Below are 25203 nucleotides of genomic sequence, written 5' to 3'. Positions count from 1 at the left end.
GGCCACACCCCTCCCAAACCGAGCCAATCAACACTCATTGTGTCAGTTTTCAGGAAACTTGTCCAACTGTCAAGGGGTTTGGCGATTTCGGAATTCACGAACGTTGGTATACACCACTTTCGCCACAGCCAGTACGGGCACGGCACAGATGAGGCCCAGCATCCCACCGACTTCTCCGCCGACGAGGATAGCTGCGACAATGGCCATCGGGTGCAGATGCAGTGTCCGCCCCATAATCGCAGGCGAAATCAAGTTCCCTTCGCACTGTTGCACGAGCACGTTGACAATCAGCACCTTGAGCGCCATAAGAGGGCTAACGGTGAAAGCAAGAATGAGCGCCGGCGCAGCGCCAAGGAACGGTCCGAGATACGGCACGACGTCCATCACCGCAAGGAATATCGCCATGAGCAACGCGTAAGGCAAGCCGATAATCAGGTACCCTGCGAACCCAAGCACCCCGACCGCAGTCATCACCATCATCTGTCCGCGAACGTAACTTCCCAGCGTATCGTCAATGCCCACCAAGATGACTTGCACTTCATCGCGGTATTGCTTGGGAAACAGATGTACCACCGCTCGTCCCATCGCCTTGCCATCTTTCAACATGTAATACACCAAGAACGGGACCACAAACGCTACAAACACTGCGTTTAGCGTACTGCTCAACATATCAAACACACCGGCGGCGTAGTGCGTCACGTTGTTCTGAATTTGTGCGAGGCCGCGTTCCACGCCAATGCGAAGCGCATCCGGCAGGTACCGCTTTTGCGCGGCCAGGCCGTCCAACCACCCATCGACGCGCGCAATCAGCTCGGGCAGATGTTCCGCGAGTTGTGTAAACTGCCGACTCGCTGCAGGAATGGTTTTTACAACAAGAATCACAAACAATAAGGCAAATCCAAAGTAAATAATGAGAATGGCCGCGCCACGAGGAACCTTGCGACTGGCTAACTTTTCAACGAGCGGCTGCAACAAGTAACTGACAATCATCGCAGCGAGAAACGGAATAAACAACACCTTGATGACCAGCCAAACGTCATGAAAGAACGGGCGCAACCCAGCTATCAAGTGGAGGCAGAGAAGGATGGCCAGGACGAATAGCGCGATGCGCAGGTACCTGTTTTGAATATCCACGGCAGTTCTCCCCCAGTCGCTGTACCGGTTTGCGGAGGGAACAACAGCGCTCCACAAAACCCTTTGAAAGGATGTGTGTCAGACGCTCCGTTGAACACCTCGTTCTCTCAGTTCTGTCCAGCTGTAGACAGTATATGCGGATTGTGTCCACAACTTGTGGCAAGGTGTCACGGCCATTGAGTTGCTTGCCGCTAGATATCTTCCGTATACTGTTGCAGACAAGCACGGTAGACGCGATGTGTTGGAACATGCGCCGAGAGGGGGTTGCGCCGTGGTATACCTGGCAGTCGCCATCGGCGGATTTCTGGGAGCGTGCGCCCGGTACCTCGTGACCGAGGCACTCGGAACCCTGCGCGGATTTCCCATCGCCACGTTACTCATCAATCTGTGCGGCAGTTTTGGACTTGCCTGGTTTTACACCATTACCGTGGAGCGCCTCCCGATTCATCCGCACGTACGGGCGGGCATTGGAACAGGATTTATCGGTGCCTTTACCACCTTCTCCACGCTCAATGTGGAGCTCTGGTCACTCTGGCGGAGCGGGCTGTGGGGGTGGTTTGGACTGTACGCTGTGGCCTCCTACATTGGCGGCATACTGGCATCCGGTGCCGGGTACACCTTGGCAATGCGTCAGTCCAGGCTGCACACCGTTTCAACGGGAAAGGATGTGGACCCGTGACGTGGGTGTTGGTTGGCAGTGGTGGTGTGATTGGAGCGCTGGTACGCTACGCGCTGTCCAAGTGGATTGGTGAGCGACTGGTCGTGTCGTTCCCATTTGCGACCCTGTTTATCAACGTCAGCGGTTCGTTTCTACTTGGGCTGTTTACGCGTGGTTTGGGAAACTGGTTACCTCACGCGGAACCGCATGCCATGCTGTTTCTCGGCGCCGGTTTTTGCGGAGCGTACACCACGTTTTCCACGTTCACGTACGAGTTCACGATGTTAGCGCGCGAGGGCCGGTTCTCTACCGCCATCATGTACTACCTAGCATCGGCCGTGCTCGGATTTGCAGCCGCGGCCGTGGGGTTGTTTGGCCTTCCTTCCATCCGCTGACGTACATCAGCGTGGATCAAAAAAAGACGCCGAAACGGCGTCTTTTGCAGCGAGCATCAGTTCCATGCTCTGTTCAGCCTATAATGTTCCAGTCCCGAGCTGCATCGACTGTATCGCGTCATCTACCGCGACGAGCGACCCGTCTTCAGCCACTTCATACACGCGAACGTCAGATCCGGACACGTTAAACTCCATAAAGCAATTCCAGCAATAGAACTGGTTTGCACCAATCTTGCCGATATCTCTGCAGTTACAGTGCGGACAACGCATAGCCAAATCTCCTTTTGTGTGGTGTTCGAAAAGGACTGTGTGTTGGGCCCCACCGGCCGATTCGAACAAGGTTCTCTGTCTGACACTCTGTCAGCGATTTGCAAAATCGGACGAATCAAAGTCCAGACGCTAGAGACATCCTAACACTGAACCACTCGAGCCGAATTTTGCAAATCGCTCACCTTGTATTAGCCTGTCCACAGTCGGTTCTCCATAAACCACCAGACGGCCAAAACGCAAGCAAGGGAGAACTGCCACCGTGCTCGAAATATTATCTTGCTAAAGCATTAGTTCAGGAGACGACCGAAGACGAATCGTGTCGCCTCTGTCATGGTAACGCACGATGCGTGTCCTGGCAATGAAGCAAATGGAAATTCGACAAATTCTCCAATCATTCCCCTTGGCCCGATTGTGATAAATTTGTTACGCTTGTGCGTTGCGACAGCCCACACGTCAGCGCCTCAGCTCCTGTACAATGTCCCTCGTGATTTCTGCACCGCGCGTCACTTCTTCTTCCGAATTGAACTCGGAGAAACTGAATCGAATGGATTGACGGACGCGCTCGTCCGGATACCCGCAAGCCTGGAGGACGTGACTGGGCTCCAAGGATCCTGCTGTACAGGCCGATCCCGCCGAAGCAGCGACACCCGCCATGTCCAGCCGCATCAACAAGGTGTCACTGCGCACGCCTTCGAACCAGACATTCAGAATACTCGGCACCGCATCCTGTGGGCTATTTCGAGTGACACCTGGCAGCCCCTGAAGCGCACGCCAAAACGCGTCGCGAAGACCGATGATGTGTCGAATATGCGCGTCCCAATGCTCGTGCAACCGATGTACAGCAGCTCCAAATCCCACAATCCCTGCCACGTTTTCGGTTCCCGCGCGGCGCTCTCTTTCCTGTGCCCCGCCGTGCAACACCGCCTTCCAGTTGGAGCCCTTGCGTATATACAGGGCGCCAACCCCCTTCGGACCGTACACTTTGTGGCCAGAGAAGCTCGCGAAATCCACGGCGGACTCGTGTAAGTCCAGCCGTAGCGTACCTAACGCCTGAACCATATCCGAGTGAACTTGCACCGTTGGTACCTTTTCCTTCACGGCGCGGGCGATGTCCGTCACAGGCAGGACCGCACCCGTTTCGTTATTGACCGCCATGACTGAGACCAGGAACGTATCGGGCCGCACCCGCTCCACTACATCTTCCACGCGGATCCGTCCATCTGCGGCCGGCTCGACGATGGTGACTTCGCATCCCAACGTCCGGAGGAAGTCACATGTGTGCAACACGGCATGGTGTTCCAGCGCCGTCGTGACCAAGTGCTTTCGGCCGCCAGACGCGAGAAACGACCCAAACAGAGCAGCGTGAATGGCCTCAGTGCCGCCGCTGGTGAACGTCAGCTCCTGCGGATATGCCCCAACGAACGACGCCAATTGCGCGCGCGCCTTATCCAGCGCTGCCTTGGCCGCTCTGCCGAACGCGTGAATGCTCGACGGGTTTCCGTACTGAAGTGCCAGGTATGGCTGCATTGCCTCGAATACATCTGGATGCACTTGCGTCGTCGCTGCGTTGTCGAGGTAAATCATAGTCCCTTTCCTTCTTCCGATGTGACGTCAGCGCTCGGTGAAGCGCCTCAAATGTAATACATAAACGTTTCGCCGCCTTGGTGTTTCATATCCACCAGATCTTGCAGGGTCAGCGATTCGAGTACTGAAACGATGGCCTGTCGCAAGCGCTCCCACAGTTCTTCCAATCCATCGTGGACGTCCTCGTCCACAATCGAAATCGGCCCTTCCAAGGTGAGAATGATATCCGATACGCGTATCTCCGTGGTCGGCTTCGCAAGCACGTAACCTCCGTAGGCGCCCCGGATACTTCGCACAATGCCAGCGTTGCGCAGCGGCGCAATCAGCTGCTCCAGGTAGTGTTCCGACAACCCTTGCCTATCCGCAATCGATTTGAGCGACACCGGCGCCCCCGCCTGATTCATCGCCAAATCGACCAACAACATCAATCCGTAACGTCCTTTGGTGGATATTTTCACAGATTCAACTTCCCTTCAGTATCAATCTCCCCATCGCCCACCATCGCGCCCGATACCGGTCTCCAAGATGGGCGCTGAACCTTTTCGAACGCTGTCGGTACGTAGTACACTCTCGGCTCCGTACCTAATGGCCAGTAACTTTGTGCCTTGGCTTCCTCTGGGTGGTCGTGTGGATAAATGTATCCGACACCACTGCCTAGCTCCTTCGCGCCAGAATAGCCCGACCCTCTCAAATGAGGTGGTACCTGCAACCGAATCCCAGATTCTACATCCGCCAAGGCTTTGTTGATGGCGACGTACGCCGCGTTCGACTTCGGCGCGCACGCCAGATAGGTCGTCACCTGACTCAGGACAATTCTCGCCTCCGGCATGCCAATCGCCTGCACCGCATGTAATGCTGCCGTGGCCATTTGCAAGCCTTGCGGATCCGCGTTGCCGACGTCTTCTGCTGCGAGAATCACCAGGCGGCGCGCGATGAACCTCGGGTCTTCGCCAGCTGCCAGCATCTTGGCAAGCCACAGGATGGCCGCATCCGGGTCGGAGCCCCGCACCGACTTGATAAACGCGGAGATGGTGTCATAGTGCTCATCTCCCCGGGTGTCGTAGAGAACTTGCCGACCTTGCACAGATTCGCGCACATGTTCGAGGTCGACGGTCACTCGGCCATCCGACTGCACAGGCGCAGTGAGCACAGCCATTTCCAGTGCATTCAAGGCACGTCGTGCATCACCGCCACTGTACTTGACGAGTGCATCCAAAGCCTCCTCTGAGACTTCGGCCTGGTGGCGGCCGAGACCGTTCGCTTCGTCCCGCAGCGCGCGCTCCAGCAAGGTGCGAATATCTTCGTCGGAGAGCGGATCGAGACGGTATACGTGAGATCTCGATACAAGTGCCGGGTTGACTTGAAAGTATGGATTTTCCGTGGTCGCCCCAATCAGCACAATGGTCCCTTGCTCCACGTAAGGCAGCAGAGCATCTTGCTGGGCTTTGTTGAAGCGGTGAATCTCGTCGATGAAAACTACCGTTTTTCTGCGGTACAGGGACCGCTCATCGGTCGCTCGCTGCACCACTTGGCGAATGTCAGCGACGCCGGCTGTCACCGCGTTCAAGGTCTCGAATCGCGCCTTCGTGGCGTGGGCGATAACCTGGGCCAAACTGGTCTTCCCCGTCCCCGGCGGGCCGTACAGAATGACCGACATCAAGAGGTCGCGTTCAATCGCCTTGCGAAGCGGGCTCCCCGGCCCAACCACTGACGTTTGCCCGACGATGTCGTCCAGTGTCTGCGGACGCATGCGATGCGCCAGCGGCGCCGTTGCCGATTGCTCAGCCTCACCTGCAAAGTCAAACAAGTCCACGTTGAATACGCCTCCACCTACGGAATTCGCAATGACCGTCGTCTCCGACTGCTGCCTCGGCCCCTGCCCACCGTGTCTTGGGTGCCGGTTTTGTCACGGTGTTGCTGTGTAAGTCCATGATGTCTCGCATGTCGGTTCCTCATTTCCCAGTATTGCAGTCGACTTTATTATACCAGCGATTTGCAACATGCCGATATCCACCGTTCGGCATATCTTTAGTGGGCTCGCTGCACAAATAAAGTGACCTCCGAGAGGGAGGTCACTGAGTAAGTATACGATTGCCCCGCGGCTGCCGTGAAACCCACCGTTTTGAAGCCTGCTCTCAGCAGGTGGGTGCCCTGCTTGCCCTGCTCGCAAGTCCACGTACGAACACTTCGCAAACAGAAGTGTCGTTGAGGCATGTGCTCACAGTCAAGACGCCGGGCTCCCTATGGTCGGGTGTTGGCTCAAAACACCTTAGGTTTACACCAACAGCGCAGGGAACGCGTCAACGCGTCGTTGAAACTGTCGTTGAAACTCGTGGTCTTATGTTACCACCGCGACCGTTTCTCATGCAAGTGAAACCGGGTGCCACAAAAGCATTGCACCATCAGTTCGAACCGACGGGCGCATGAGACGCGGAGGTCCGGAGTTCGAGGTGCAGCGTCTCCAACTGCGCCTCCGTGACGGTGGACGGCGCGTCGGTCAACAAGTCGGTGCCACTCGATGTTTTCGGAAACGCAATGCAGTCGCGCAGTGACTTGGCATTTCCCATAATCATAATCAAACGGTCAATACCGAAGGCAATGCCGCCGTGCGGCGGCGTTCCATACTCAAACGCGTCAAGCAGGAAGCCGAATTGCTGATACGCTTGCTCCTTGGTGAAGCCAAGCACCGAGAACATTTTTTCCTGAATCTCGCGCTGGTAGATGCGCATACTGCCGCCACCCAGCTCAAAGCCGTTGAGCACCAAGTCGTAAGCCTGCGCTCGCACCGCGCCCGGATCTGTGTCCAATAACGGAAGATCTTCCAAGTTTGGCATGGTAAACGGATGGTGTTCCGCGACATAGCGCCCCTGTTCTTCGTCGTAGGAGAGCAGCGGGAAGTCCGTGATCCACACAAACTTGAACTGACCTTCCGGAATCAGGTTCAATGTCCGCGCCAAATGTTGCCGCAGTGCGCCCAGCGCCTGGTTCACCGTGGGCCTATCCGCCGCAGCAATGAGCACCAAGTCTCCGTCCGCTGCTCCGACTGCTGCCACGACCGCGCGCAGCTGATCTTCCGAGAAGAACTTTGCGATGGAGGACTTCAGTTCTTCACCCTGCACCGCAATGGTGGCCAGACCCTTGAGTCCGTACGCCTGGACAAATTTGACGAGTTCGTCCGTCTGTTTGCGCGAGTACTTTGCACACCCTGGAGCGGAAATGGCTTTCACCACACCGCCGTTATCCAGCACCTCACGGAATACGCGGAAGTCTGCGTCCCTGACATACTCACTGATGTCCACAAGCGGCAAGCCAAAGCGCAGGTCCGGTTTGTCAGATCCGTAGGTCTCCATGGCCTCTCGGTATGGCATTCGCTGAAAAGGAGCGGGGATTTCTACGCCCAGCACTTCGCGGAACGCCGTCTGCATCATCTCTTCCATCATGGCCTGGAACTCGTCGAGCGGGATGAACGACTGCTCAATGTCTAGCTGTGTGAATTCCGGTTGTCTGTCTGCACGCAAGTCCTCGTCACGGAAACACCGCGCGAATTGGAAGTACCGCTCGAGACCAGAGACCATCAGCAGCTGCTTGAACAACTGAGGCGACTGCGGTAAAGCGTAGAATTCGCCTGGGTGTACACGACTCGGCACGAGGTAGTCCCGTGCGCCTTCCGGCGTGCTGCGCGTCAGCATCGGCGTCTCCACTTCGATGAATCCGTGCTTGTCCAGAAAATCGCGAAATACCTTGACTGCCTTGTGGCGGACCATCAACATGTTCTGCATGACTGGCCGCCGCAGGTCCAGATAGCGGTACTTCAGACGCAGTGACTCATCCACGTCGATGTTGTCCTGGATGTAGAACGGCGGCGTCTTCGCTGCGTTCAGGATAGTCAGTGTCGAAACCACCACTTCAATGTGGCCCGTGGCAATCTTCGGATTGACAGCACCTGGGTCGCGCCGGACCACCTGTCCTCCGACCGTAATCACGTACTCGTTGCGCAACTGATCCGCCCGTTGCATGACGTCGTCCGGCGTTCCGCGTTCGGGGTCAAACACCAACTGCACAATACCGCTCCTATCTCGGAGATCCACAAACATCAGCGAACCGAGGTCGCGCCGTCGCTGTACCCAACCGGACAACGTAACGGTGGTGTTTTCTTCGACGTGTGCGGTTTCTGCCACGGCATGCGTACGATACTGCTGCGTCACGCTGCATCACACCCTTTCTGTCAGATCGGCAATTTTCAAAATCACGACGAACAACTGGTGCAGCACAGTATACGATGTTTTCGGCATTAGGAAAGCACTACATCTGGTCGTGCTCAACCACTCCAGAGGAATTTTGCAAATCGCTCAGATATGAAACAATCTCATTGCGGGCAACAGTGACCTGTTCCCCGGTCGCCAAATCCTTGACTGACACGGTGCCGCTCTTCAGCTCTTCCTCACCGAGTATCAGCACGTACTTCGCTTGTACTCGGTCGGCTGCTTTCAACTGTGCCTTCAGGCCCTTGCCTTGGTAGTCTCTGTCTGCAGATATGCCTGCACAACGCAATTCCTGCAACAACTTCGTCGCCGTTTGCGACGCTTGCGCATCGGCTACCGCCACGTAGGCAGTCAATGGACTTCGCTCGGTCACGGCAGCCCCCTGTTCCTGCAGCACGAGGAGGGCGCGCTCGATGCCGCCTGCAAAGCCAACGCCAGGCGTCTCTGGCCCCCCGATTTGAGCGACCAGACCGTTATACCGTCCACCGCCAGCGACTGTGCTGTACCCCGGCACCGTGAACTCCCACGCTGTGCGCGTGTAATAGTCCAAGCCCCGCACCAGTCGGTCGTTGATGACGAATCGAACGCCGACCTCCTGCAGGAGTTCGGTAACCGCAGAAAAGTGGCTCTGGCACGCATCGCACAGACACTGCAACACCGTCGGTGCTTCCACTTCACGCAAAATGGCCTGACAAGACTCGTTTTTACAGTCGAAGATGCGCAGCGGGTTGCGGTCCAATCGGCTTTGGCAATCCTTGCACAGCCTATCGGCCACCGGCCGCAGTTTTTCCACCATAGCTTCCCGGTGCCGTGGGCGACACTCGCTGCAGCCCACACTATTGACCTCCGCCTGCACGTCCTTGAGTCCGAGCTTCGTGAGGAATTCGGCACCAAACGCAATCACTTCCACGTCGACTTCCGGCGCCTCGGATCCGAGGACTTCCACGCCGTACTGGTGAAACTGACGCCACCGGCCCTTTTGTGGCTTTTCGTAGCGGAACATCGGTCCCACGTAGTACAGCTTCGCCAGATCCGGCAGTCCGTACAGTTTGTTTTCCACGTACGCTCTCACCACGCCAGCTGTCCCTTCCGGCCGAAGGGTTAAGCTGCGGTTGCCGCGGTCTTCGAACGTGTACATCTCTTTCTCCACGATGTCTGTCGTTTCACCGACGCCGCGGGCGAATAACTCCGTGTGTTCGAACACGGGCGTCCGAATTTCCTGGTAGTGGTACGTCCGGGAGACCGCCCGAAAGATATCCTCGAGACGCTTCCACTGCTCCACTTCTCCGGGCAGTAAGTCTGCCGTCCCGCGTGGCCTTTGAGTGAGCACAGGGATGACCTCCTTTACCATTGCACCTAGGTATTTGACAGCGCACAGCACCTCGCACAGCCGTGGTGACACGTAGAAAAAAACGCCCTTTCTCCACTGTCGCTACTCGACAGGGACGAAAGGGCGTGGTTCCGCGGTGCCACCCTGTTTGAACGACGGACTCACCCGTCGTTCCACTTTGGCGCGTAACGTGCGCGTGACGCTGTGCGCTTTGGAAACGAACGTTTCGGTTGCGCAAGTTCTTCGAGGTGTCTTTCCCAACTCCGATCAGCGAACCTGCTTCCAGCCAGTGGCAGGTCTCTCTGGGCGCCGAGTGCGGCGGTACTCTTCCTCATCATCGAATCCAATATGGAAAATATATAACTTGGAGTATACTGAGCCGACATCCACATGTCAATTCCGGCGCAATTGCGCAATCATCCACACGATGGACTGACGTCCACGCTCGTACTCGCCGAGCGAATTCCTGTCCTGCTCGCTGATCTCGAGCAAGCGGCGTTCTCCATTCATCATTCCGCGATTCAACGCTCCAGGCAGCACCTGAAGCGTGTACCCATCCAATTCGCGAAGGTGCATCGCCCTGCCCTCCCATTCGTTGGACCGACACGTCGGTCTTGGCTTCCCCTAGTGTGGCGACCTCGTGACAGAGGCATACGCCGAGACAAGGTTGTGGTAACATGTTCTGCGGACACTGGTGAGGAGGTTGATTCGGTGAACTGGGCACAGTCACACCTTTGGTACAAGCGTGCACAGGAAGTGATATTGGGCGGTGTCAACAGTCCCTCTCGCTCTTTTAAATCGGTGGGCGGCGGTACGCCGATTGTGATGGCGAAAGGTCGGGGATCAAGATTTATTGACGTGGACGGGAACGAGTACGTCGATTACCTCGGTGCGTACGGTCCCCTGGTCCTCGGACACGCACATCCTCACGTCATGAGTGCGCTGCGGCAGGCAACCGAGGACGGAATTCTCTATGGAACACCGACCGTTTGGGAGGTCCAGTTTGCTGACATGCTGAGAGCCGCCATCCCAGATTTGGAGCGGATTCGGTTTGTCAACTCCGGAACAGAAGCGGTCATGACCACCATTCGCGTGGCTCGTGGCGTCACAGGACGAAACAAGCTGATCAAGTTCGCGGGTTGTTACCACGGCCACTCAGATCCGATGCTCGTCGCAGCCGGCTCGGGTCCGTCCTCCATCGGCATTCCGGACAGTGCAGGGATCACACAAGCCATCGCGGCGGAAGTCATCACGGTTCCGTTCAACGACATCCCCGCACTTCAGGAAGCGTTGGCTGTTCACGGCGACGATGTTGCCGCAGTCCTCGTCGAGCCCATTGTGGGGAACTTTGGCATCGTCGCACCTGATTCAGACGACTACCTTCGAAATGTCATTGATCTCGCGCACGAAGCCGGTGCATTGGTGATTTTTGACGAAGTCATCACAGCATTCCGATTCCACTACGGCAGCGCGGCGCAACTGTACGGAGTGCATCCAGACTTGTACGCGCTTGGTAAAATCATTGGCGGTGGACTTCCTATTGGCGCGTACGGTGGGCGGAAGGACATCATGGAGTCTGTGGCTCCGCTCGGCCCGGTCTACCAAGCTGGCACCATGGCGGGCAATCCCGCCTCCATGCGCGCGGGCATCGCTTGCCTCGACGTACTCAAGCAACCGGGGGTTTACGACGAGATGGCACGCTTGGGCGCCCTCCTGGAGCAGGGGATCCTGCAAGCGGCAGAAGAGTTCGGGGAAACCATCACTATCAACCGCGTCGGTGGTGCATTCACAGTCTATTTCGGCAGTCAGCGTGTGCGCAATTACGATGATGCACAAGCGACGGACGGCGAACGATTTGGTCGCTGGTTCCACGAACTGCTGAAGCGGGGTGTCTTTATCGCGCCATCAAAATACGAAGCGTGGTTCGTATCCGCGGCGCATACGGAGGAAGATGTAGAAGTCACGCTGCGTGCCGTGCGCGACAGCTTTCACGCGATGCGTACATCACGGTAAAACAAAGTGCCGGGCAAGGATGCCCGGCACTTTGTGTCATCAACGCAGTCTGTCATTGCAGAACGTCCGCCAATTGGCTGACCAGGTCGTTCTTGGAACGATACCCGATGAGTTGCTTCACAACTTGGCCGTTCTTGAAGACGAGAAGCGTTGGGATGCTCATGATTCCGTACTTTTGAGCGGTTTCCGGATTCTGGTCAACATCCAGCTTACCGACCTTCAGTTTGTCTGCGTATTCTTCCGATACTTCTTCAATCACGGGTGCCATCATCTTACAAGGTCCGCACCACGTCGCCCAGAAATCAATGAGTACCGGTTTATCGGATGAAAGGAATTCGGAAAACGTCGCATCCGTTACCTCTTTCGCCATGTGTTATATCCTCCTCGCTATGTATAAATGGTCACCGCACTTCCTATTGTAGCATACCCATTTTTGCCTGCAATGGAACACCGCCCACCTTCCGATGGTCACGCGTTGTTCGTGTGCAGTCCCCGTCTCAGGAACCAAAAAAACAACAGACCGAGGATGGCATATCCCATCCAATAGAGGTGCAACAAATGATAACGGGTGGCCACCGTTTGCAGCGGCAACACCCAGTACAACATCGAAACAGCCATCAGGATGCCTGGAACAATCTGTCCCCTCAGTTGGAACACGCCGAACAACATCGCCCCAGCCGCCAGTGTCAGTCCTCCCGTCAGCAAAGCTTCTGCGTGGAGGTCCCACTTCGTGAGTGCAATGCCCAATGCTGGAACCAGCGTGCTTTGAAACACCATCGCACCAGTAATATTGCGGATGGCAAGGGCGTCTTTCCCCTGTCGAATCCAGACCACACTGTTCAGCGTCTCCGGCAGTTCTGTCGCGAGGGGAATCAAAATGGCCGACAACACAAATGGCGGAATGTTCCACCACAGCGCAACCTGTTCCACCGCACCAGTGAGTAGGTGAGCCCCTCCAACAATGAGACCGAGTGCACAGACCAGTTGCAATTGGACCGCGCCCATTCGGGGCTCTCCAGGTTGGTTCCACTGTAGATATAGCACGTGCAGTTCTCCGGGCATCGCGCTCTGACTTTTATCTCGGAAGGTCAAAACAATGAATACGAGGTACAGTCCCACCAATACCCAGGAGGTGAACTGGTGCAAGTCTTCCTCGGGAAAACACCCAACCGCGATGGCCAAAGCGTACGCAATGAGGAAAAACGACATATCCCGACGGTACGCACTCAGGCGCAATTTTACCATGTATCCAGTGGGTCCGCCTTTTCTGAACATCCAGAGGGAACACGCAACAATCGCAGAACCAAGGGTCACCAGCAGAAATGGCGCGCCGAGAATGCCACCGATACCAACATCCTCTGCAGCTTTCGCACCGTGGCCAAAGGCAATCGCGGTGATGGGTACAGCCGTCTCCGGGAGAGCGGTACCCAGTGCAGCCAGTACGCTTCCCACCGCACCTTCACCGAGATGTAACTTGCGCCCCAGCCATTCGACAGCGTTGGTAAACAACTCGGCGCCAAACAAAATCATGGCCAGTGACAGTACCATGGATGCAGCGACTCTCACACTCGTCCCTCCCACAGGTGGACAATACTCCTCCTTTCACACTTACGCGGGAGTCTGTCCAGATATGCAAAACGCGCACCCAACTTGGGCGCGCGGAACAGGATGGGATCACCGAGTGGTTGCGGACAATTCCGGTGGGAGCAGTTCTTTGACAACCTCTTGCGCGTTCACGGTATGGTCGAGGAAAAGAGAGAGCCAGACATCATCCCGCGCCGACAACATCCAAATTTTTCCTTCCACTCCGACGATGGACGTCTCTAGCACCTGCGTCAAACCGACCTCCTGCCGCAAGCGTTCCAACATCGACCGGTACGACTTGAGGACCTCTGTCAACGCGTCGTCGTAGCGATGGTCTGAAGCGCCGACCGTGTTCCCATGAAACGCAATCCAGCCAAGAATGTTTGAATCCTGACTCAGTTTCTGTAAAGCCGTCATCCACGCACCGGACAGAAACGGGGAATCGGGCGTGTTTCTTACATAAAACGGCACCTGTTTCGAGTTGAACACAGAACGTCCTTCAGGCGTCTCCTGTATTGAGACTTCCGGACTGTGAAACGTGTCATCCGCATCCGAAACGGTGTCCGGTGCGTTGCCTGGAACCATCTCAGCACGCGGCGACCGCGCGTCCTGCAGTGCTTGTCCAACCACCGCATCCGCTTCGTCTGGGCCGGGAGCGATGTCCGTCACTGTCCCCGACACGCGTCCGCGCGGTTCAGATGTCGACACCTCTCTGGTGTCTGCTGCCAAATCGGTAACCGGTGTTGCTTGGGCTTTCTTCGTGCGCATCCGCCGAATCAACATCACGTTCAGCCAAAGCCAAATGATAATCAGCGCAAGCAAAGCGACGGAAAATCCAACCACAGCTGTGTTTCCAGACACCGGACACCCCCCTTTGGACACTATTGATAATCTTTTTCCTCTGCACGCAAAGCACCGGGAACAAACCGAAACGCCTGCGGTCTCAGCCGCCACACACTGGGAATTGTGAGCAGGAGACAAAATCCCACATACACACCCACAAACCACAACCAACCCAAGGGCCTACCCAACCCGGGATCTTCAATGCACGCGAGAATCCACAAAGGATTCAGGTTTAATAGCACGTCCCCCCACTCGGACACGAAGTACTCCATGGGGAACCGCTGTGCAATCATGTGTAACCCGTATCCGAGTGCGCCTGTCACGAACACCATCCAGGTCACCGTTGCGTACGAGAGTACAGTGCTCCAACCGGATCTCAGCGAGATGGTCGACCACATGACGCTGATGGCCGCAATCAGCACAACGGTGAATAATTGAAACGCAAACACCGCGATGACTTCCTGTGGAACGGCGCCGCCAAAGAGGAAGACCAGACTGTACAAAGGTAGTGTGACCACCAGCAGTAGCGTGAGCAGTGCGGATGAAGAGAGCACCTTGCCCAACAGAATGCCCCCGGGCGGCAGCGGTGTTGTCAGCAGGACGGCCAGCGTGCGGCGCTCGCGCTCGCCACTGATGGATCCGGCGGCGAACGCCGGCGTGAGAAACGCCGCTACAATGGTTTGCAGCAGGCTCAATGTGACAAACACCTGTTCACTTCGAGCTGGCAAAAACAACGAGAGTTGCCCTTGGACGTTTTCGTACAGGAGGAAAAAGGTGATCAGCGCCATCCCCACAAAGTATCCGGTCACCACGATGGGTGCGCGCACGGTGCGCATCCGCTGTCTAAATTCCTTCAGCAACAAAGGATTGTGTATCACGACTGATCCACCGTCCCTTCCGTCAGCCGCAGAAACAGCTCTTCAATATCCGTTGGCCGTTCACGAAACTGATACACAGTCACACCGTGGTCCAGTAAATATTGCAACAGTTCCGCCTGCTGCTGGAGCGTCCCCGCGAACACCACTTCGACGCCATCGGGCTTGAAGCGTAGATCCACAACGTGTTCCAGGGGACGAACGGCCTTCTCCCAGACTACAGGCTTTGCATCCGCCACGATGTGAAGCGTTCGATAGGCGGTCGAGTGATTCAGCATGACACTGACCGCCGCGACAGCCGCGAGCTGCCCTTCGCGCATAATGCCAATTTCATCCGACACCTCACACAATTCCTGCAGAATGTGAGAACTGATGACGATGGTCTTTCCCAATGTCCGCAGGCGGTTTAGGACGCCGCGCATCTCTATGCGCGACCGCGGGTCCAAACCCGAGGCGGGCTCGTCCAGAATGAGCACAGGTGGATCATGAATTAAGCATCGCGCAATCTCCAACCGCTGCTGCATGCCGCGCGACAATGCATTGACGTAGGTCTCGCGCTTGTCCTCCAGGCCAACCCACGAGAGATACTCTTTGGCACGTTGTGCGGCTAACGCCTTCGGCACTCGATAACAGTCTGCGTAAAATTGCAGATATTCCTCGGCCGTGATGTCATCGTATACGCCGAACGAATCGGGCATGTACCCGATGCATCGGCGCACGTCCTGAGGGTTCTTACTCACCTCAAATCCGTTGATATACGCACGACCCGACGTCGGTGACGTAAGCGTTGCCAACATCGACAACGTCGTCGTCTTGCCAGCGCCGTTTTCGCCGACAATCCCAAACACGGTGCCACGCCGGACGTGCAGATTGAGGTGATCCACCGCTGTGAATTTCCCGTACCGTTTGCATAGGTTCTGCGTATAGATCACTCTGCCGTCACCTCGGTGTTGGGGTAGATGGAAACTGGCGTGAACTGCCGCACCAACACAACGGCTTGCGACTGTGCAACAGCTTGTCCGGTCACGACGTCAGGCAGGCCGGGCGTAGCGCTCGGCGTGGTGGCAATCAGCATGGCCGTGTTCACCATCGTGTCAGAAGAACCTGAGTAGGGCTCAAACAGATGCTCGTTGGCGGCCAACGTCCCGAGCGGCCGTCCGATACCATGGACAATGTCCCGATTGTACGAACTATACGACGAGAGGTTTCCATTCGTGGCGACGACTTGTACGCTGGTTTGGCGATTCAGCACGGTGGATTCACCAGGCTTCAGATCCCCCACCGCGAGCATGCGTCCTCCCCAGAATACAGCGAGGTCGTGTAACGGATATTTCGTATGGTTGGTAATGCGACCGATGAGTGTATTGTGATCCGCCCACAGTTCAGCATCCAGCTCACCCTGGTGCTGTACAGCGCCTGCGGTGTAGATGTAGCGCACGCCCCACCGCCCGACGTTGTCAAACGCGACCGTTGTGTTATTTCGGAACCACGTCGACGCATAACCCAACTCTCGGACGTTGTGTTGCTCCAAAGGAAGCGCAAGCATGGGCTGTTCCGTCGTGGCAAACCCGGACGTGACAGCAGGCGACATAAAGCCCCGAATTCCGTACGACTCTGCTGTCCCGTCGCCTACCAGGTCGAGTACCCCGACGCCTTCGGTGAGCATGCCGGGTGGACGCTGGTTGGCACCGAACAGGTAAATCCCAATGGTGGTCACCACACTGATGGATGGCAGGATGAACCAAGCCAACGGCTCAGACTTCCATTTGCGCAAGACAAGGAACAAAACAGGACCTGCACACACTGCATAGACCAAAAACACGGAGGCCCAAAATGACAACGATGGAATTTTGAGTGGCGACAATGCGTCACTGGCGGAGACCAATTGCAAGGCTCCGCTGGAAGACAACAGATCCGGTATCGCGCTCGCGCCCTGCGGATTTCCTTGCTGGAGTAACTTCGTCCAGAGCGCCGCATTGCTGGACCACGATACCAGCGACGGCTGGGTTGGGTTGAACGACGTTTGTACAATGGTGCCGCGCCCCAATTTGAGGGCAGCAATATACGGCTCGTCCGAAGTCCCTGCCCAGACCGTGGCACTCGACAGAACGCCTTTCCCGTACATCTCAAAATCCTGTGGCGGCGTCACTGAGCCAGACAGAAACGATGCCAGCTTGTCGCCCTTGACCACTTTTTCAGGGCCGGGCAGGATGGGCAGGTAGTTGGTCCAGCCAGGTACCGTGTCGGCGCCTGTGACAATCAACATGCCACCCAACTTCACCCAGGTCAGCAGTGCGTTGCGCTGCTGGGGGGTCAGGGTGTCTGTTATCGTATCCGGCTTCAGTGTGATGGCCGTCAATCCCGATAACAAATTCGCTGCATCTGGAAGGTTGGCTGGAAACAAAGTGACGGGCAAGACGGGATTCCCGCCCTCGCCGTCCGTCAATCCCGTCAAGACGCGCGCGAGTTGCGCGTCCTTGGACAGCACGCCAACCAGCGACACGGAACCCAGCGCCGTCCCGCTCAACTTTGAGCTCGCCACAGGTTGTCCGTTCACGACGCACTCCACGGTCTCTCTGTCCACCATGGGCCCCGGTACCGCGATTTGTTTGGTCACGGTCTGATACGCCGGAAGTCGCACTTGCCAACGCAGGGTACCTTGCGCCATTCTGTCCCCGACGCCAAAGTCGACGTACGAGTCGAGTTCGGCATTGGTGGCAGGCCCGTTGTTGACAATCGTCATGGTCACGGGAACCCACTGGTTTTTTGAATAAAAACCGTTGAATCCGACTACAGACGACATATGAATGCTCGGTTGGGCGGACACGAGCGGGCTTCCTAGTAGACTCCACGGCACCATAGCAACGAACAGAGCCAGTGACGCTCGACGCCACCACTTGCCGCTGCGATTCCGAATGTTTTCAGCGCACCGTTGTTGGCGCTGCACAGTCATATATCTCAACCGCCTCTCGAGAACGCGTTGCCGCGTCCACGCCGAAAGCCTCGTTGTAAGATGAGGATGCAAATCGTATACTCATTCCTTTGCAATTTCCACCTAGATTGTACTCGTTCAGGCCCGTCAAAGCCAATGCGGGGCTGAACCGCATGGCACCTCGAACAACAAAGGGGAGGACGGTGTCCTCCCCTTTGTGGCAAGATTCCTTATGCAGAGTAGTTCGGATCTCGATATTCGACGGTCACTTTGGTATGAATGCCGCCGCGAATCGTGAAGTCGCTGATAACCTTGGCGTAGCGGGGCTTGGCCGCCTCGACAAAGTCGTTCAGGATGATGTTTGTCACATCCTCATGGAAATGTCCCTCGTTGCGAAAGCTCCAGAGGTACAGCTTCAGCGACTTCAGTTCCACCAGATGTGGACCTGGTTCGTATTGTATCGTGATGGTCGCAAAATCCGGCTGACCCGTCATCGGACACAGTGTCGTAAACTCCGACGTACTCATCTCGACTTGATAGACCTTATCCGGGTGCGGATTTGGTACGACGACCAGTTCCTTTGAAGGTTGCGTCGGCATGGGCTTGCCCTCCCCAATGATGTTTCACTTGAATACTATACCTGCCCGCCTGCCTATGCGCAACGCATGACGTTCGGTGTGCGCCAAGTGAGGCGCGAGAGAACCGAGACGCAAGGAATTGGCCCACGCCGTGGTATGATGTTTCCGATAGCTCGGCGGATGGCAAACCATCCGCCACGTTCGGAAGGAAAGGCTGGATTGACATTGGAACTGCCGATTGAATTTCAAACGCACATGCAACAGTGGCTGGGCGACGAGTGGCCTCAATTACGAGATGCATTGGACGGCCCCGCGCATCGAGCGGTGCGATTGCACCGCCTTCACGTTGGAGCCAACATGCACAATGTCGCCAACAGCCTGTTTGCTGTCGCGTCGTCCGTACCCGCACCTACAACGGTCGCCGAGTCCCTGCGGGAACCTGTGCCCTGGTTTCCAAATGCGTATTACATTGCTGAAGATAGTCAACTCGGCAAAAGCATCTATCATGAGTGCGGTGCATTCTACATGCAAGAGCCCTCCGCCATGGCGGCTGTCGCCGCCCTGTCGCCCAAACCCGGTGAGTCGATTTTGGACTTATGCGCGGCGCCCGGCGGCAAGACGACGGGCATTGGAAAACTCATGCGCGGGGAAGGCCTCCTCGTGGCCAATGAAATCCACCCGTCTCGCGTGCTGGTGCTGGCACAAAATCTCGAACGGTTGGGCGTGCCGGCCGTCGTTACCAACGAAACCCCGCAAAACCTCGCGGATGCATTCCCAGGACAGTTTGACGCCGTGCTCGTGGACGCCCCTTGTTCTGGTGAAGGCATGTTCCGCAAAGACCCTGGCGCGGTCGCTGAATGGACGCCCACCGCGCCAGAGGTGTGCGCGGCTAGACAGTGCGACATCCTTACAGAAGCGGTCAAGATGGTGCGGGCAGGCGGCCGAATCGTGTATTCCACATGCACCTTCAATCCACTAGAAAACGAGCAGGTTGTCGCATGGGCACTGGAACACCTACCCGTAGAGGTGGTCGAGCTTCCCGAGTGGCCAGGCTGGGAAACCGGGCGTCCCGACTGGGCCGGGGACAATCCACGTCTGCTCCACACGCGCCGCATGTGGCCGCATCGGGGCCGAGGCGAAGGGCACTTCATCGCCCTCCTTCGGGTGGTACAGTCGAGCGCTGAAGGCACGTCCCAACCGACTCGATCCGCTCCATCCACCCGTTTACCTGTCCGAGCCACAGAGTGGGAGGAGTTTCTCAGAACCTTGACAGTACTGGATGTTCCAGACACCTGGCGGTATCCGGAGGTTCGTGGAGATGTCCTGTTTGCCAGGTCTCCCTTGTCCGGAAGACTCGGTGAACGACGGCTCAAGGTCCTACGCCCGGGAATCTGCCTGGCGACCGCCTCACGAGGCCGCATGCAGCCACACCACCACCTTGCGATGGTAATGGACGGCCGCCACTTTCGGCAGAGAATGGACGTGTCCCCTGAAGCCGCAAGCGCCTATCTGTCCGGCGCCACACTGTCTCCACCAACAAGCATGGCTGCGGGATACGTCCACGTGGAAACCGCCGAATTGCCGCTCGGCTTTGGAAAGGCTGTGACAGGCCGCGTCAACAACCTGTATCCAAAAGGTCTACGAAAATTCGGTTGTTTGTGGACAGGATTCGAGGCATAGGGATGTACAGTTCAGGTCAATTCAATGCTTGACCGCATCCGTTATACCGCTTCCACAACCATGGCGATGCCCTGGCCGCCACCGATACATAAGGAGGCGACACCGTATCGGTCTCCTCGCTTCTTCAGCTCGTAGACGAGTGACAACAGCAGACGCGCGCCACTCGCGCCAACCGGGTGTCCGAGCGCGATGGCGCCGCCGTTGACGTTCGTCCTATCCCGTGGCAAACCGAGTTCTTTTTCAACACTCAGATATTGGGCTGCAAACGCCTCGTTCACTTCCCATAGCGCGATGTCTTCCTTACGCAGTCCTGCCGCCTGAAGCGCTTTCCGGATTGCGGGCACAGGACCAATGCCCATGTGCGCAGGGTCCACGCCGGCGACCCCGTAACTCACGATTTTCGCCTTTGGCGTCCATCCGTGACTCCGCACAGCGTCTTCGCCGGCAATCACCAAGGCAGCCGCGCCGTCGTTGATGCCGCTGGCATTTCCTGCTGTCACGGTTCCGTCCGACACAAACGCCGGTCGCAGCTTGGCGAGGCTCGCCACGGAGGTGCCCGGTCGAATGTGTTCATCCAACTTCACCAGCGTGGTTCCTCGTTTACTCTTGACCTCCACTGCCACGATTTCCTCTGCAAAGCGCCCAGAGGACTGTGCCGCTGCCGCCCGCTGATGGCTCAATACCGCGAACTCGTCCTGTTCTTCTCGGGAAATCTCGTACTTTTTGGCTAGGTTCTCTGCAGTCACGCCCATGGCAATATTGCCGCGGCAGTCCGTCAGAACTTCACCCAGCATGTCGATAGCCTGGCCATCTCCCATTCGTAGACCAAAGCGTACCCCCCGCAACAAGTACGGTGTCATACTCATAGACTCTGCGCCTCCGACGAGAGACACCCGACTATCTCCCAATGCAATGTCCTTTGCAGCGGTGACCACCGCCTGCAACCCCGACCCGCACAGGCGGTTGACGGTCAACGCCGACACCTCAATGGGAATCCCAGTGTCAAGGGCGATGTGCCGCGCCAAATACGCGGCGCCGTTGTGCGACTGAATCACGTTTCCAAACACGACGTTATCTACGTCCGTTACCTCTACACCAGCTCTCTCCAGCGCCGCCTTTGCGGCAATCGTTCCCAACCGAGTCGCAGTCTCCTGGACGAAAGCGCCTCCATAGGCTCCAAACGCCGTCCTGGCGCCGTCCAAAATGTATACAGTTTGCTGTACCACACCGACTCCTCCTTCCCATCTCCATTATGACACGATGCGAGTAGAGACTGGAAGAATCTTTTTGTACAGCCTGGATATGAAGTAGCGTAAACCATTCGAGGCCCGGCGGATGTCGCCAGGTATACGCGGATACAAAAAACGGAACAGTAACCATGGAAGGAGGTGAGTCCATGCATCGAGGTCATCCCCTGTACATCGCCATGGCACTGCTCGTCGCAGTTGTCATTCAACTGTTGCTGCTCTGGAAGTTGCGCTCCGGGGTCAAGCAATCGAGCGCGGTCGACCATTCAACAAGCGACGACCACTGATTCGTCGAGATCCCTGTCGTACTGGCTCCACCGTCACCGCGGAACCTTCAAGAGATTGACAAGTCGTTGTAAGTCATTTTCGTTGTTGTAAAAGCCGCAACACACGCGTACCAGATCCCGTTCGCGGATGTACCGGATGTCGATTGCGCGCGACTTTGCCTCTTCGACAAATCGGTCGGCAGCCATCCCTTGCACCTGGAAGCTGACAATGCCGACACGTGCCTCTCGGGGCGTCACCAGCCGGACATCCTTGACATCGAGCAACTGGTCCAGCAAACTCCCGGATAGCCCGTGAATGCGCGTGAACGCGTAATCCCACCCGACCTGTACGCGCAAAAACTTCAGGCTCTCGAGAAAACCAACCCAGTTTACGAGGCTGGCGTGCGTGTGTTCATATCGGCGTGCAGTCTCTGCACCGAGGTAATCGCCCGAAAAATTGTACAAGTGCGGTTCTTCCAGCGTCGAAGCACCTACGTAAGTCGGATCCAATACGTGCAAAAGTCGCGGAGCGATGTACAGTGCGCCCGTTCCGTCTGGTCCGCACAACCACTTCTGCCCGGGAAAAGCGTAAAAATCAATGTCACTCCCCCCGAGGGACAGCGGTTCCGCCCCCGCGCCTTGCGCGCCGTCAACGAGGCAGTACGCGCCTTCACGGTGGGCCAACTGCGCAATCTTCTCAATGGGTAGTCGTTGCCCAGTCTGATAGGACACGTGGGATACCACAATCACCCGCGTCCGACTGGTGAGCAACGCTTGCAAATTTGAAATCAGCTCGTCCTCGGAAAGTGAAACGTCCAATCGCTTCAGGACGACGCCTCGGCGCTGCTTCTGAATGTAGACCGGTAATAGTGAACCCGGGTGTTCCACGTTCGTGTAAATGATTTCGTCGCCCCGGTCAAGCGGCAGTCCCCAAAGCACAATGTTCATCGCGTGCGTCGTGCTATCCACGAGCGCAAAGTGCTCCGGCTTCACATGAAACAACGCCGCTAACTGTTCACGAATCTCTCTTCGCACCTGAGCGAACGTAGCATGGGTTTCATGGGCGAACCGACCTTGCTGTAACTGCGCATCCAAGGCGGCCTTCATGGCAGTAATGGCGCTGTCTGGCAACGGCCCGAATGTCCCTGTGTTCAGGTATGCCACGGTTCGAACGGCTGGAAAATGCCTGCGAAGATTGTCCGCGTGCGCCATGCCGCCATCCCCCCTTATCGTTCGTTCTTCCAGTTTGTGTGCAGAATGTCATATCCTCCGGTAATCTCCGTCACGGTTCCGTTCACTTGCGAACTGAGCGGATGGCAAAGAAAGACAATCAAACGCGCAACGTCTTCCCCCACAGGTGGGCGGTGAACGGGGTCCGAAGTCGGCAAGACATCTTCAATGCGTTCCATCTTGTGTGCGCCCTGAATATCGCCGGGGCAAACCATGTTTGCTGTGATCCCGTTGGTTCGCTCTTCCCGCGCGATAGTGCGGGTTAAAGAAGCCAACGCCGACTTCGCTGCTGCGTAGGGACCGCGGTACCGCCATCCGGCCGCGTCACCGGCGCCCGCAAAGCCAACCGTGACGATTCTGCCGAACCGATTCTTCCGCATCCCGCCTGCGAACAAGGGATACAGCCACAAAAAGTTGGTCAAGTTTCCATCCAACATTTTGACCCACAGGTCCGTGGGATAGTCGGCGACAGCCATGTGTTCAAAGACAAATGGACCGAAGTTGTGCACAAATGCATCGACTCGTCCAAATGTCTCAAGGCATTGCTCTGCAGCAGCCACCGCCTCGGATTTGTCCAACAAGTCGGCCTGCGCACATGTCACCCGGCGGCCGAGATTTTGTCCGTACTTGACCAGGGTGTCCGCGTTTGCGGCGTTATTTCGATAGGTGAAAAACACGTCCCACCCAGCTTCCAACAGCGCCCGCACGGTGGCGTATCCCAACCCCGTCGCGCCGCTGGTCACGAAGGCGATGCGGTCTGCCATGATTTCGCTCCCTTCCGTCTTCCTTCCATCATATCACGCGTTTCATGGTTTTTCGGAAGAACGCGACCTTTCACCATCAGGCACGGCAGGTCGACCGTTCGCTCAGACAGCGGATACTTTCGACACACATCACGGCCACGGTCAATCAACTCGTTGATCAACGTGCGCCGGTAATCCCAGGGCAACTTACGCATTTCCGTGTCAAAGGAACTCACGCCTCGCAGCAGATGCTGCACGACCATGTCTGGGTTGTCAAACAGCCAGGCGATATGAACCAACTCACTTTCCACCTGGGTCAGCCCCGCTGCATGAAACCATTGCAACACTTCGTCGTGGTCCGGCAGACCATGGTGCTGCATGCCGGCGCTGCGCTTGCGCGCAAGCTGGAAAACCGGATGGAACCACTCCAGGAAAAACGGCTTGTCTAGCGTACACGCGAGCGCTTGCAGGAGACCTACAGTGCCGCCAGGAACCACCACGCGAGTCATTTCGCAGAGCGCCTTCGTCGGATTCGTGAATTGCAGGAATGCGCTCCCTACACACATGTCAAACGTGTCATCCCTGAACGGCAAGTGTTCCAGGGACGCGTGCTGTAACGAAACGCGTCGGCCATCACCCAGTGGATCTCCCTTTGGCTCCGCCTGCTTCAGCTTTCCTGTGGATACGTCGACTGCAATCCACTGGCCCTTGGATCCCTCAGCATCCACAAGCCCCGCTTCCCACGTGAGCGGTCCTGTCCCACATCCCACTTCCAGAACGCGACTCCCTGCCGAGACGTTCAACCATCGAACAAACTGCCTCCGCGCGTCCAGGTGATCCGGCCACACGACGTCGTAGATGTGATCCCAGTCTGCAACAGAGTCAAACTGGTACACGTAAGACAGCGGAACCCGTTTCGCATCGTATCCGGATTTCTCCAACACATCCACCGTCCAGCGGAATCGCTCGTGACCGAGCCGGGTGAGTTGAACGTAGCGCTGATCTCCCACTGTCTTCACCCGAAACGAACGCCTCGCAACGCCCATCATCAAAAATAGGTCCATTTGTTCCGGACGGTAGGGATGATGGTGGCTGGCGTCGAGAAAGTCGGCTTCTCGGATGCCGTTGTAGTAGAAGACCGGCTGCACAATATCCTTTCCGACGATGACGAAGTACAGGATGTACAGTCCGTCCACGCCCACCTTGTCTATCAAGTCGTGCAGCGCGCGGCTCGCCAGTTCCAAATCCGCCTCGGATGGAACAACGGACCCGATGGCTTCGAACGTCCGCGACATGGCAGTAGACAACAAGGTGTCCATCAAGCAGTAGCGCATCAAGGTGGGCGAAAACGGAACGTCCTCCAATTGATGCCCGAATTCCTCCACTCGCACGCACCGTTGGTAGATGTCTTCAACCAGCGCCTCCGTCTTCGCGTACAGTGGATGCGCCTGATCCCGAAAGTGCGTGTTGACGAGCAGCGGATCGATGAAGATGTCGTGGTCGAGCATCGTCTTTACGTTGTGAACGATTCGCGCTGTATCCACACAACCACCTCCGTCAGCCCACATCCCCAGTTGTT

Annotated in this window: 24 protein-coding genes and 1 other RNA gene; 5 read left to right on the top strand and 20 right to left on the bottom strand. The window is 56.8% G+C overall.

What is annotated here, in order from left to right:
- Positions 1-69 precede the first annotated feature (69 nt).
- Positions 70-1134: an AI-2E family transporter gene (locus YWK_RS0109425; RefSeq protein ID WP_026964589.1), complete on the bottom strand. Its 1065-nt coding sequence runs from the start codon at positions 1132-1134 to the stop codon at positions 70-72.
- A gap of 271 nt (positions 1135-1405) precedes the next feature.
- On the opposite strand from YWK_RS0109425, the gene YWK_RS19230 reads away from it, so the two are divergent.
- The gene (locus tag YWK_RS19230; protein WP_051375420.1) at positions 1406-1813 is read left to right on the top strand and encodes a fluoride efflux transporter FluC; all 408 of its coding nucleotides are present in this window, start codon (positions 1406-1408) and stop codon (positions 1811-1813) included.
- On the top strand, positions 1810-2187 hold the full coding sequence (crcB, locus tag YWK_RS0109415; RefSeq protein ID WP_026964588.1) for a fluoride efflux transporter CrcB: 378 nt from the start codon (positions 1810-1812) through the stop codon (positions 2185-2187). The genes YWK_RS19230 and crcB overlap by 4 nt, the downstream gene beginning before the upstream one ends.
- A gap of 78 nt (positions 2188-2265) precedes the next feature.
- On the opposite strand, the gene YWK_RS0109410 is transcribed toward crcB, so the two are convergent.
- The 8 genes from YWK_RS0109410 to YWK_RS22470 all read right to left on the bottom strand — a co-directional run bounded on the left by YWK_RS0109410 (position 2266) and on the right by YWK_RS22470 (position 10209).
- Positions 2266-2457 carry a hypothetical protein gene (locus YWK_RS0109410; RefSeq protein ID WP_026964587.1) on the bottom strand — a complete coding sequence of 64 codons (192 nt, stop codon included), beginning with the start codon at positions 2455-2457 and terminating at the stop codon, positions 2266-2268.
- A gap of 453 nt (positions 2458-2910) precedes the next feature.
- On the bottom strand, positions 2911-4041 hold the full coding sequence (locus tag YWK_RS0109405; RefSeq protein ID WP_026964586.1) for a cysteine desulfurase family protein: 1131 nt from the start codon (positions 4039-4041) through the stop codon (positions 2911-2913).
- Between the two features lie 47 nt (positions 4042-4088).
- The gene (locus YWK_RS0109400; protein WP_026964585.1) at positions 4089-4499 is read right to left on the bottom strand and encodes an RrF2 family transcriptional regulator; all 411 of its coding nucleotides are present in this window, start codon (positions 4497-4499) and stop codon (positions 4089-4091) included.
- Positions 4496-5854 carry a replication-associated recombination protein A gene (locus YWK_RS19225; protein WP_084453602.1) on the bottom strand — a complete coding sequence of 453 codons (1359 nt, stop codon included), beginning with the start codon at positions 5852-5854 and terminating at the stop codon, positions 4496-4498. The genes YWK_RS0109400 and YWK_RS19225 overlap by 4 nt, the downstream gene beginning before the upstream one ends.
- Before the next feature lie 276 nt (positions 5855-6130).
- Positions 6131-6339, bottom strand: a non-coding RNA gene (gene ssrS, locus YWK_RS21465) — 6S RNA.
- Between the two features lie 104 nt (positions 6340-6443).
- Entirely contained in the window at positions 6444-8246 is a 1803-nt protein-coding gene (gene aspS, locus YWK_RS0109390) for an aspartate--tRNA ligase (RefSeq protein WP_026964584.1), read from the bottom strand.
- A gap of 97 nt (positions 8247-8343) precedes the next feature.
- The gene (gene hisS / locus YWK_RS19220) at positions 8344-9633 is read right to left on the bottom strand and encodes a histidine--tRNA ligase (RefSeq protein WP_051375419.1); all 1290 of its coding nucleotides are present in this window, start codon (positions 9631-9633) and stop codon (positions 8344-8346) included.
- A 393-nt stretch (positions 9634-10026) separates the two neighbouring features.
- Positions 10027-10209 carry a hypothetical protein gene (locus tag YWK_RS22470; protein WP_026964583.1) on the bottom strand — a complete coding sequence of 61 codons (183 nt, stop codon included), beginning with the start codon at positions 10207-10209 and terminating at the stop codon, positions 10027-10029.
- A 135-nt stretch (positions 10210-10344) separates the two neighbouring features.
- Between YWK_RS22470 and YWK_RS0109370 the strand changes: the two genes are divergently transcribed.
- Entirely contained in the window at positions 10345-11646 is a 1302-nt protein-coding gene (locus YWK_RS0109370) for a glutamate-1-semialdehyde 2,1-aminomutase (RefSeq protein ID WP_026964582.1), read from the top strand.
- 52 nt (positions 11647-11698) lie between these two features.
- Here the strand turns inward: YWK_RS0109370 and trxA are convergent, their stop codons facing one another.
- The 7 genes from trxA to queF all read right to left on the bottom strand — a co-directional run bounded on the left by trxA (position 11699) and on the right by queF (position 18479).
- Positions 11699-12016 (bottom strand): thioredoxin, encoded by a 318-nt coding sequence (gene trxA, locus YWK_RS0109365; protein ID WP_026964581.1) that lies wholly within the window; start codon positions 12014-12016, stop codon positions 11699-11701.
- Between the two features lie 98 nt (positions 12017-12114).
- On the bottom strand, positions 12115-13212 hold the full coding sequence (locus tag YWK_RS19215; RefSeq protein ID WP_245578578.1) for a sodium:calcium antiporter: 1098 nt from the start codon (positions 13210-13212) through the stop codon (positions 12115-12117).
- 108 nt (positions 13213-13320) lie between these two features.
- Complete coding sequence (locus YWK_RS0109355; protein ID WP_026964580.1) at positions 13321-14091, bottom strand: hypothetical protein; 771 nt, start codon at positions 14089-14091, stop codon at positions 13321-13323.
- Positions 14092-14111: 20 nt separating this feature from the next.
- Entirely contained in the window at positions 14112-14951 is an 840-nt protein-coding gene (locus YWK_RS0109350) for an ABC transporter permease (RefSeq protein ID WP_245578577.1), read from the bottom strand.
- Positions 14948-15880, bottom strand: a complete 933-nt coding sequence (locus tag YWK_RS0109345; protein WP_026964578.1) for an ABC transporter ATP-binding protein — start codon at positions 15878-15880, stop codon at positions 14948-14950. The genes YWK_RS0109350 and YWK_RS0109345 overlap by 4 nt, the downstream gene beginning before the upstream one ends.
- Complete coding sequence (locus YWK_RS0109340) at positions 15877-17901, bottom strand: hypothetical protein (protein WP_156909103.1); 2025 nt, start codon at positions 17899-17901, stop codon at positions 15877-15879. Before YWK_RS0109340 ends, YWK_RS0109345 begins: the two co-directional genes overlap by 4 nt.
- A 209-nt stretch (positions 17902-18110) precedes the next feature.
- Positions 18111-18479 carry a preQ(1) synthase gene (queF, locus tag YWK_RS0109335; protein WP_026964576.1) on the bottom strand — a complete coding sequence of 123 codons (369 nt, stop codon included), beginning with the start codon at positions 18477-18479 and terminating at the stop codon, positions 18111-18113.
- Between the two features lie 87 nt (positions 18480-18566).
- On the opposite strand from queF, the gene YWK_RS0109330 reads away from it, so the two are divergent.
- A complete protein-coding gene (locus YWK_RS0109330) occupies positions 18567-20138 on the top strand; it encodes an RsmB/NOP family class I SAM-dependent RNA methyltransferase (protein ID WP_051375418.1) in 1572 nt (523 codons plus the stop codon).
- Positions 20139-20179: 41 nt separating this feature from the next.
- Here YWK_RS0109330 and YWK_RS0109325 read toward each other — a convergent pair whose 3' ends face one another.
- Entirely contained in the window at positions 20180-21364 is a 1185-nt protein-coding gene (locus tag YWK_RS0109325) for an acetyl-CoA C-acetyltransferase (protein WP_026964574.1), read from the bottom strand.
- Positions 21365-21534: 170 nt separating this feature from the next.
- Between YWK_RS0109325 and YWK_RS21875 the strand changes: the two genes are divergently transcribed.
- Positions 21535-21672 carry a hypothetical protein gene (locus tag YWK_RS21875; RefSeq protein ID WP_156909102.1) on the top strand — a complete coding sequence of 46 codons (138 nt, stop codon included), beginning with the start codon at positions 21535-21537 and terminating at the stop codon, positions 21670-21672.
- A 33-nt stretch (positions 21673-21705) separates the two neighbouring features.
- Here the strand turns inward: YWK_RS21875 and YWK_RS0109315 are convergent, their stop codons facing one another.
- From YWK_RS0109315 to YWK_RS20980, 3 genes are read right to left on the bottom strand one after another with little or no spacing between them, the layout of a single operon-like run.
- Positions 21706-22863, bottom strand: coding sequence for an aminotransferase class V-fold PLP-dependent enzyme (locus tag YWK_RS0109315; RefSeq protein ID WP_026964573.1), 1158 nt, complete (start codon positions 22861-22863; stop codon positions 21706-21708).
- A 14-nt stretch (positions 22864-22877) separates the two neighbouring features.
- Complete coding sequence (locus tag YWK_RS0109310) at positions 22878-23645, bottom strand: SDR family oxidoreductase (protein ID WP_026964572.1); 768 nt, start codon at positions 23643-23645, stop codon at positions 22878-22880.
- Positions 23621-25168, bottom strand: a complete 1548-nt coding sequence (locus YWK_RS20980; protein ID WP_051375417.1) for a class I SAM-dependent methyltransferase — start codon at positions 25166-25168, stop codon at positions 23621-23623. The genes YWK_RS0109310 and YWK_RS20980 overlap by 25 nt, the downstream gene beginning before the upstream one ends.
- Between the last annotated feature and the right edge of the window lie 35 nt (positions 25169-25203).

Source organism: Alicyclobacillus pomorum DSM 14955 (genome assembly GCF_000472905.1).
In the GTDB taxonomy this organism is placed as follows: Bacteria; Bacillota; Bacilli; order Alicyclobacillales; family Alicyclobacillaceae; genus Alicyclobacillus_A; species Alicyclobacillus_A pomorum.
The sequence above is the reverse complement of the archived record's forward strand: the minus strand, read 5'-3'. Positions and strand labels throughout refer to the sequence as shown.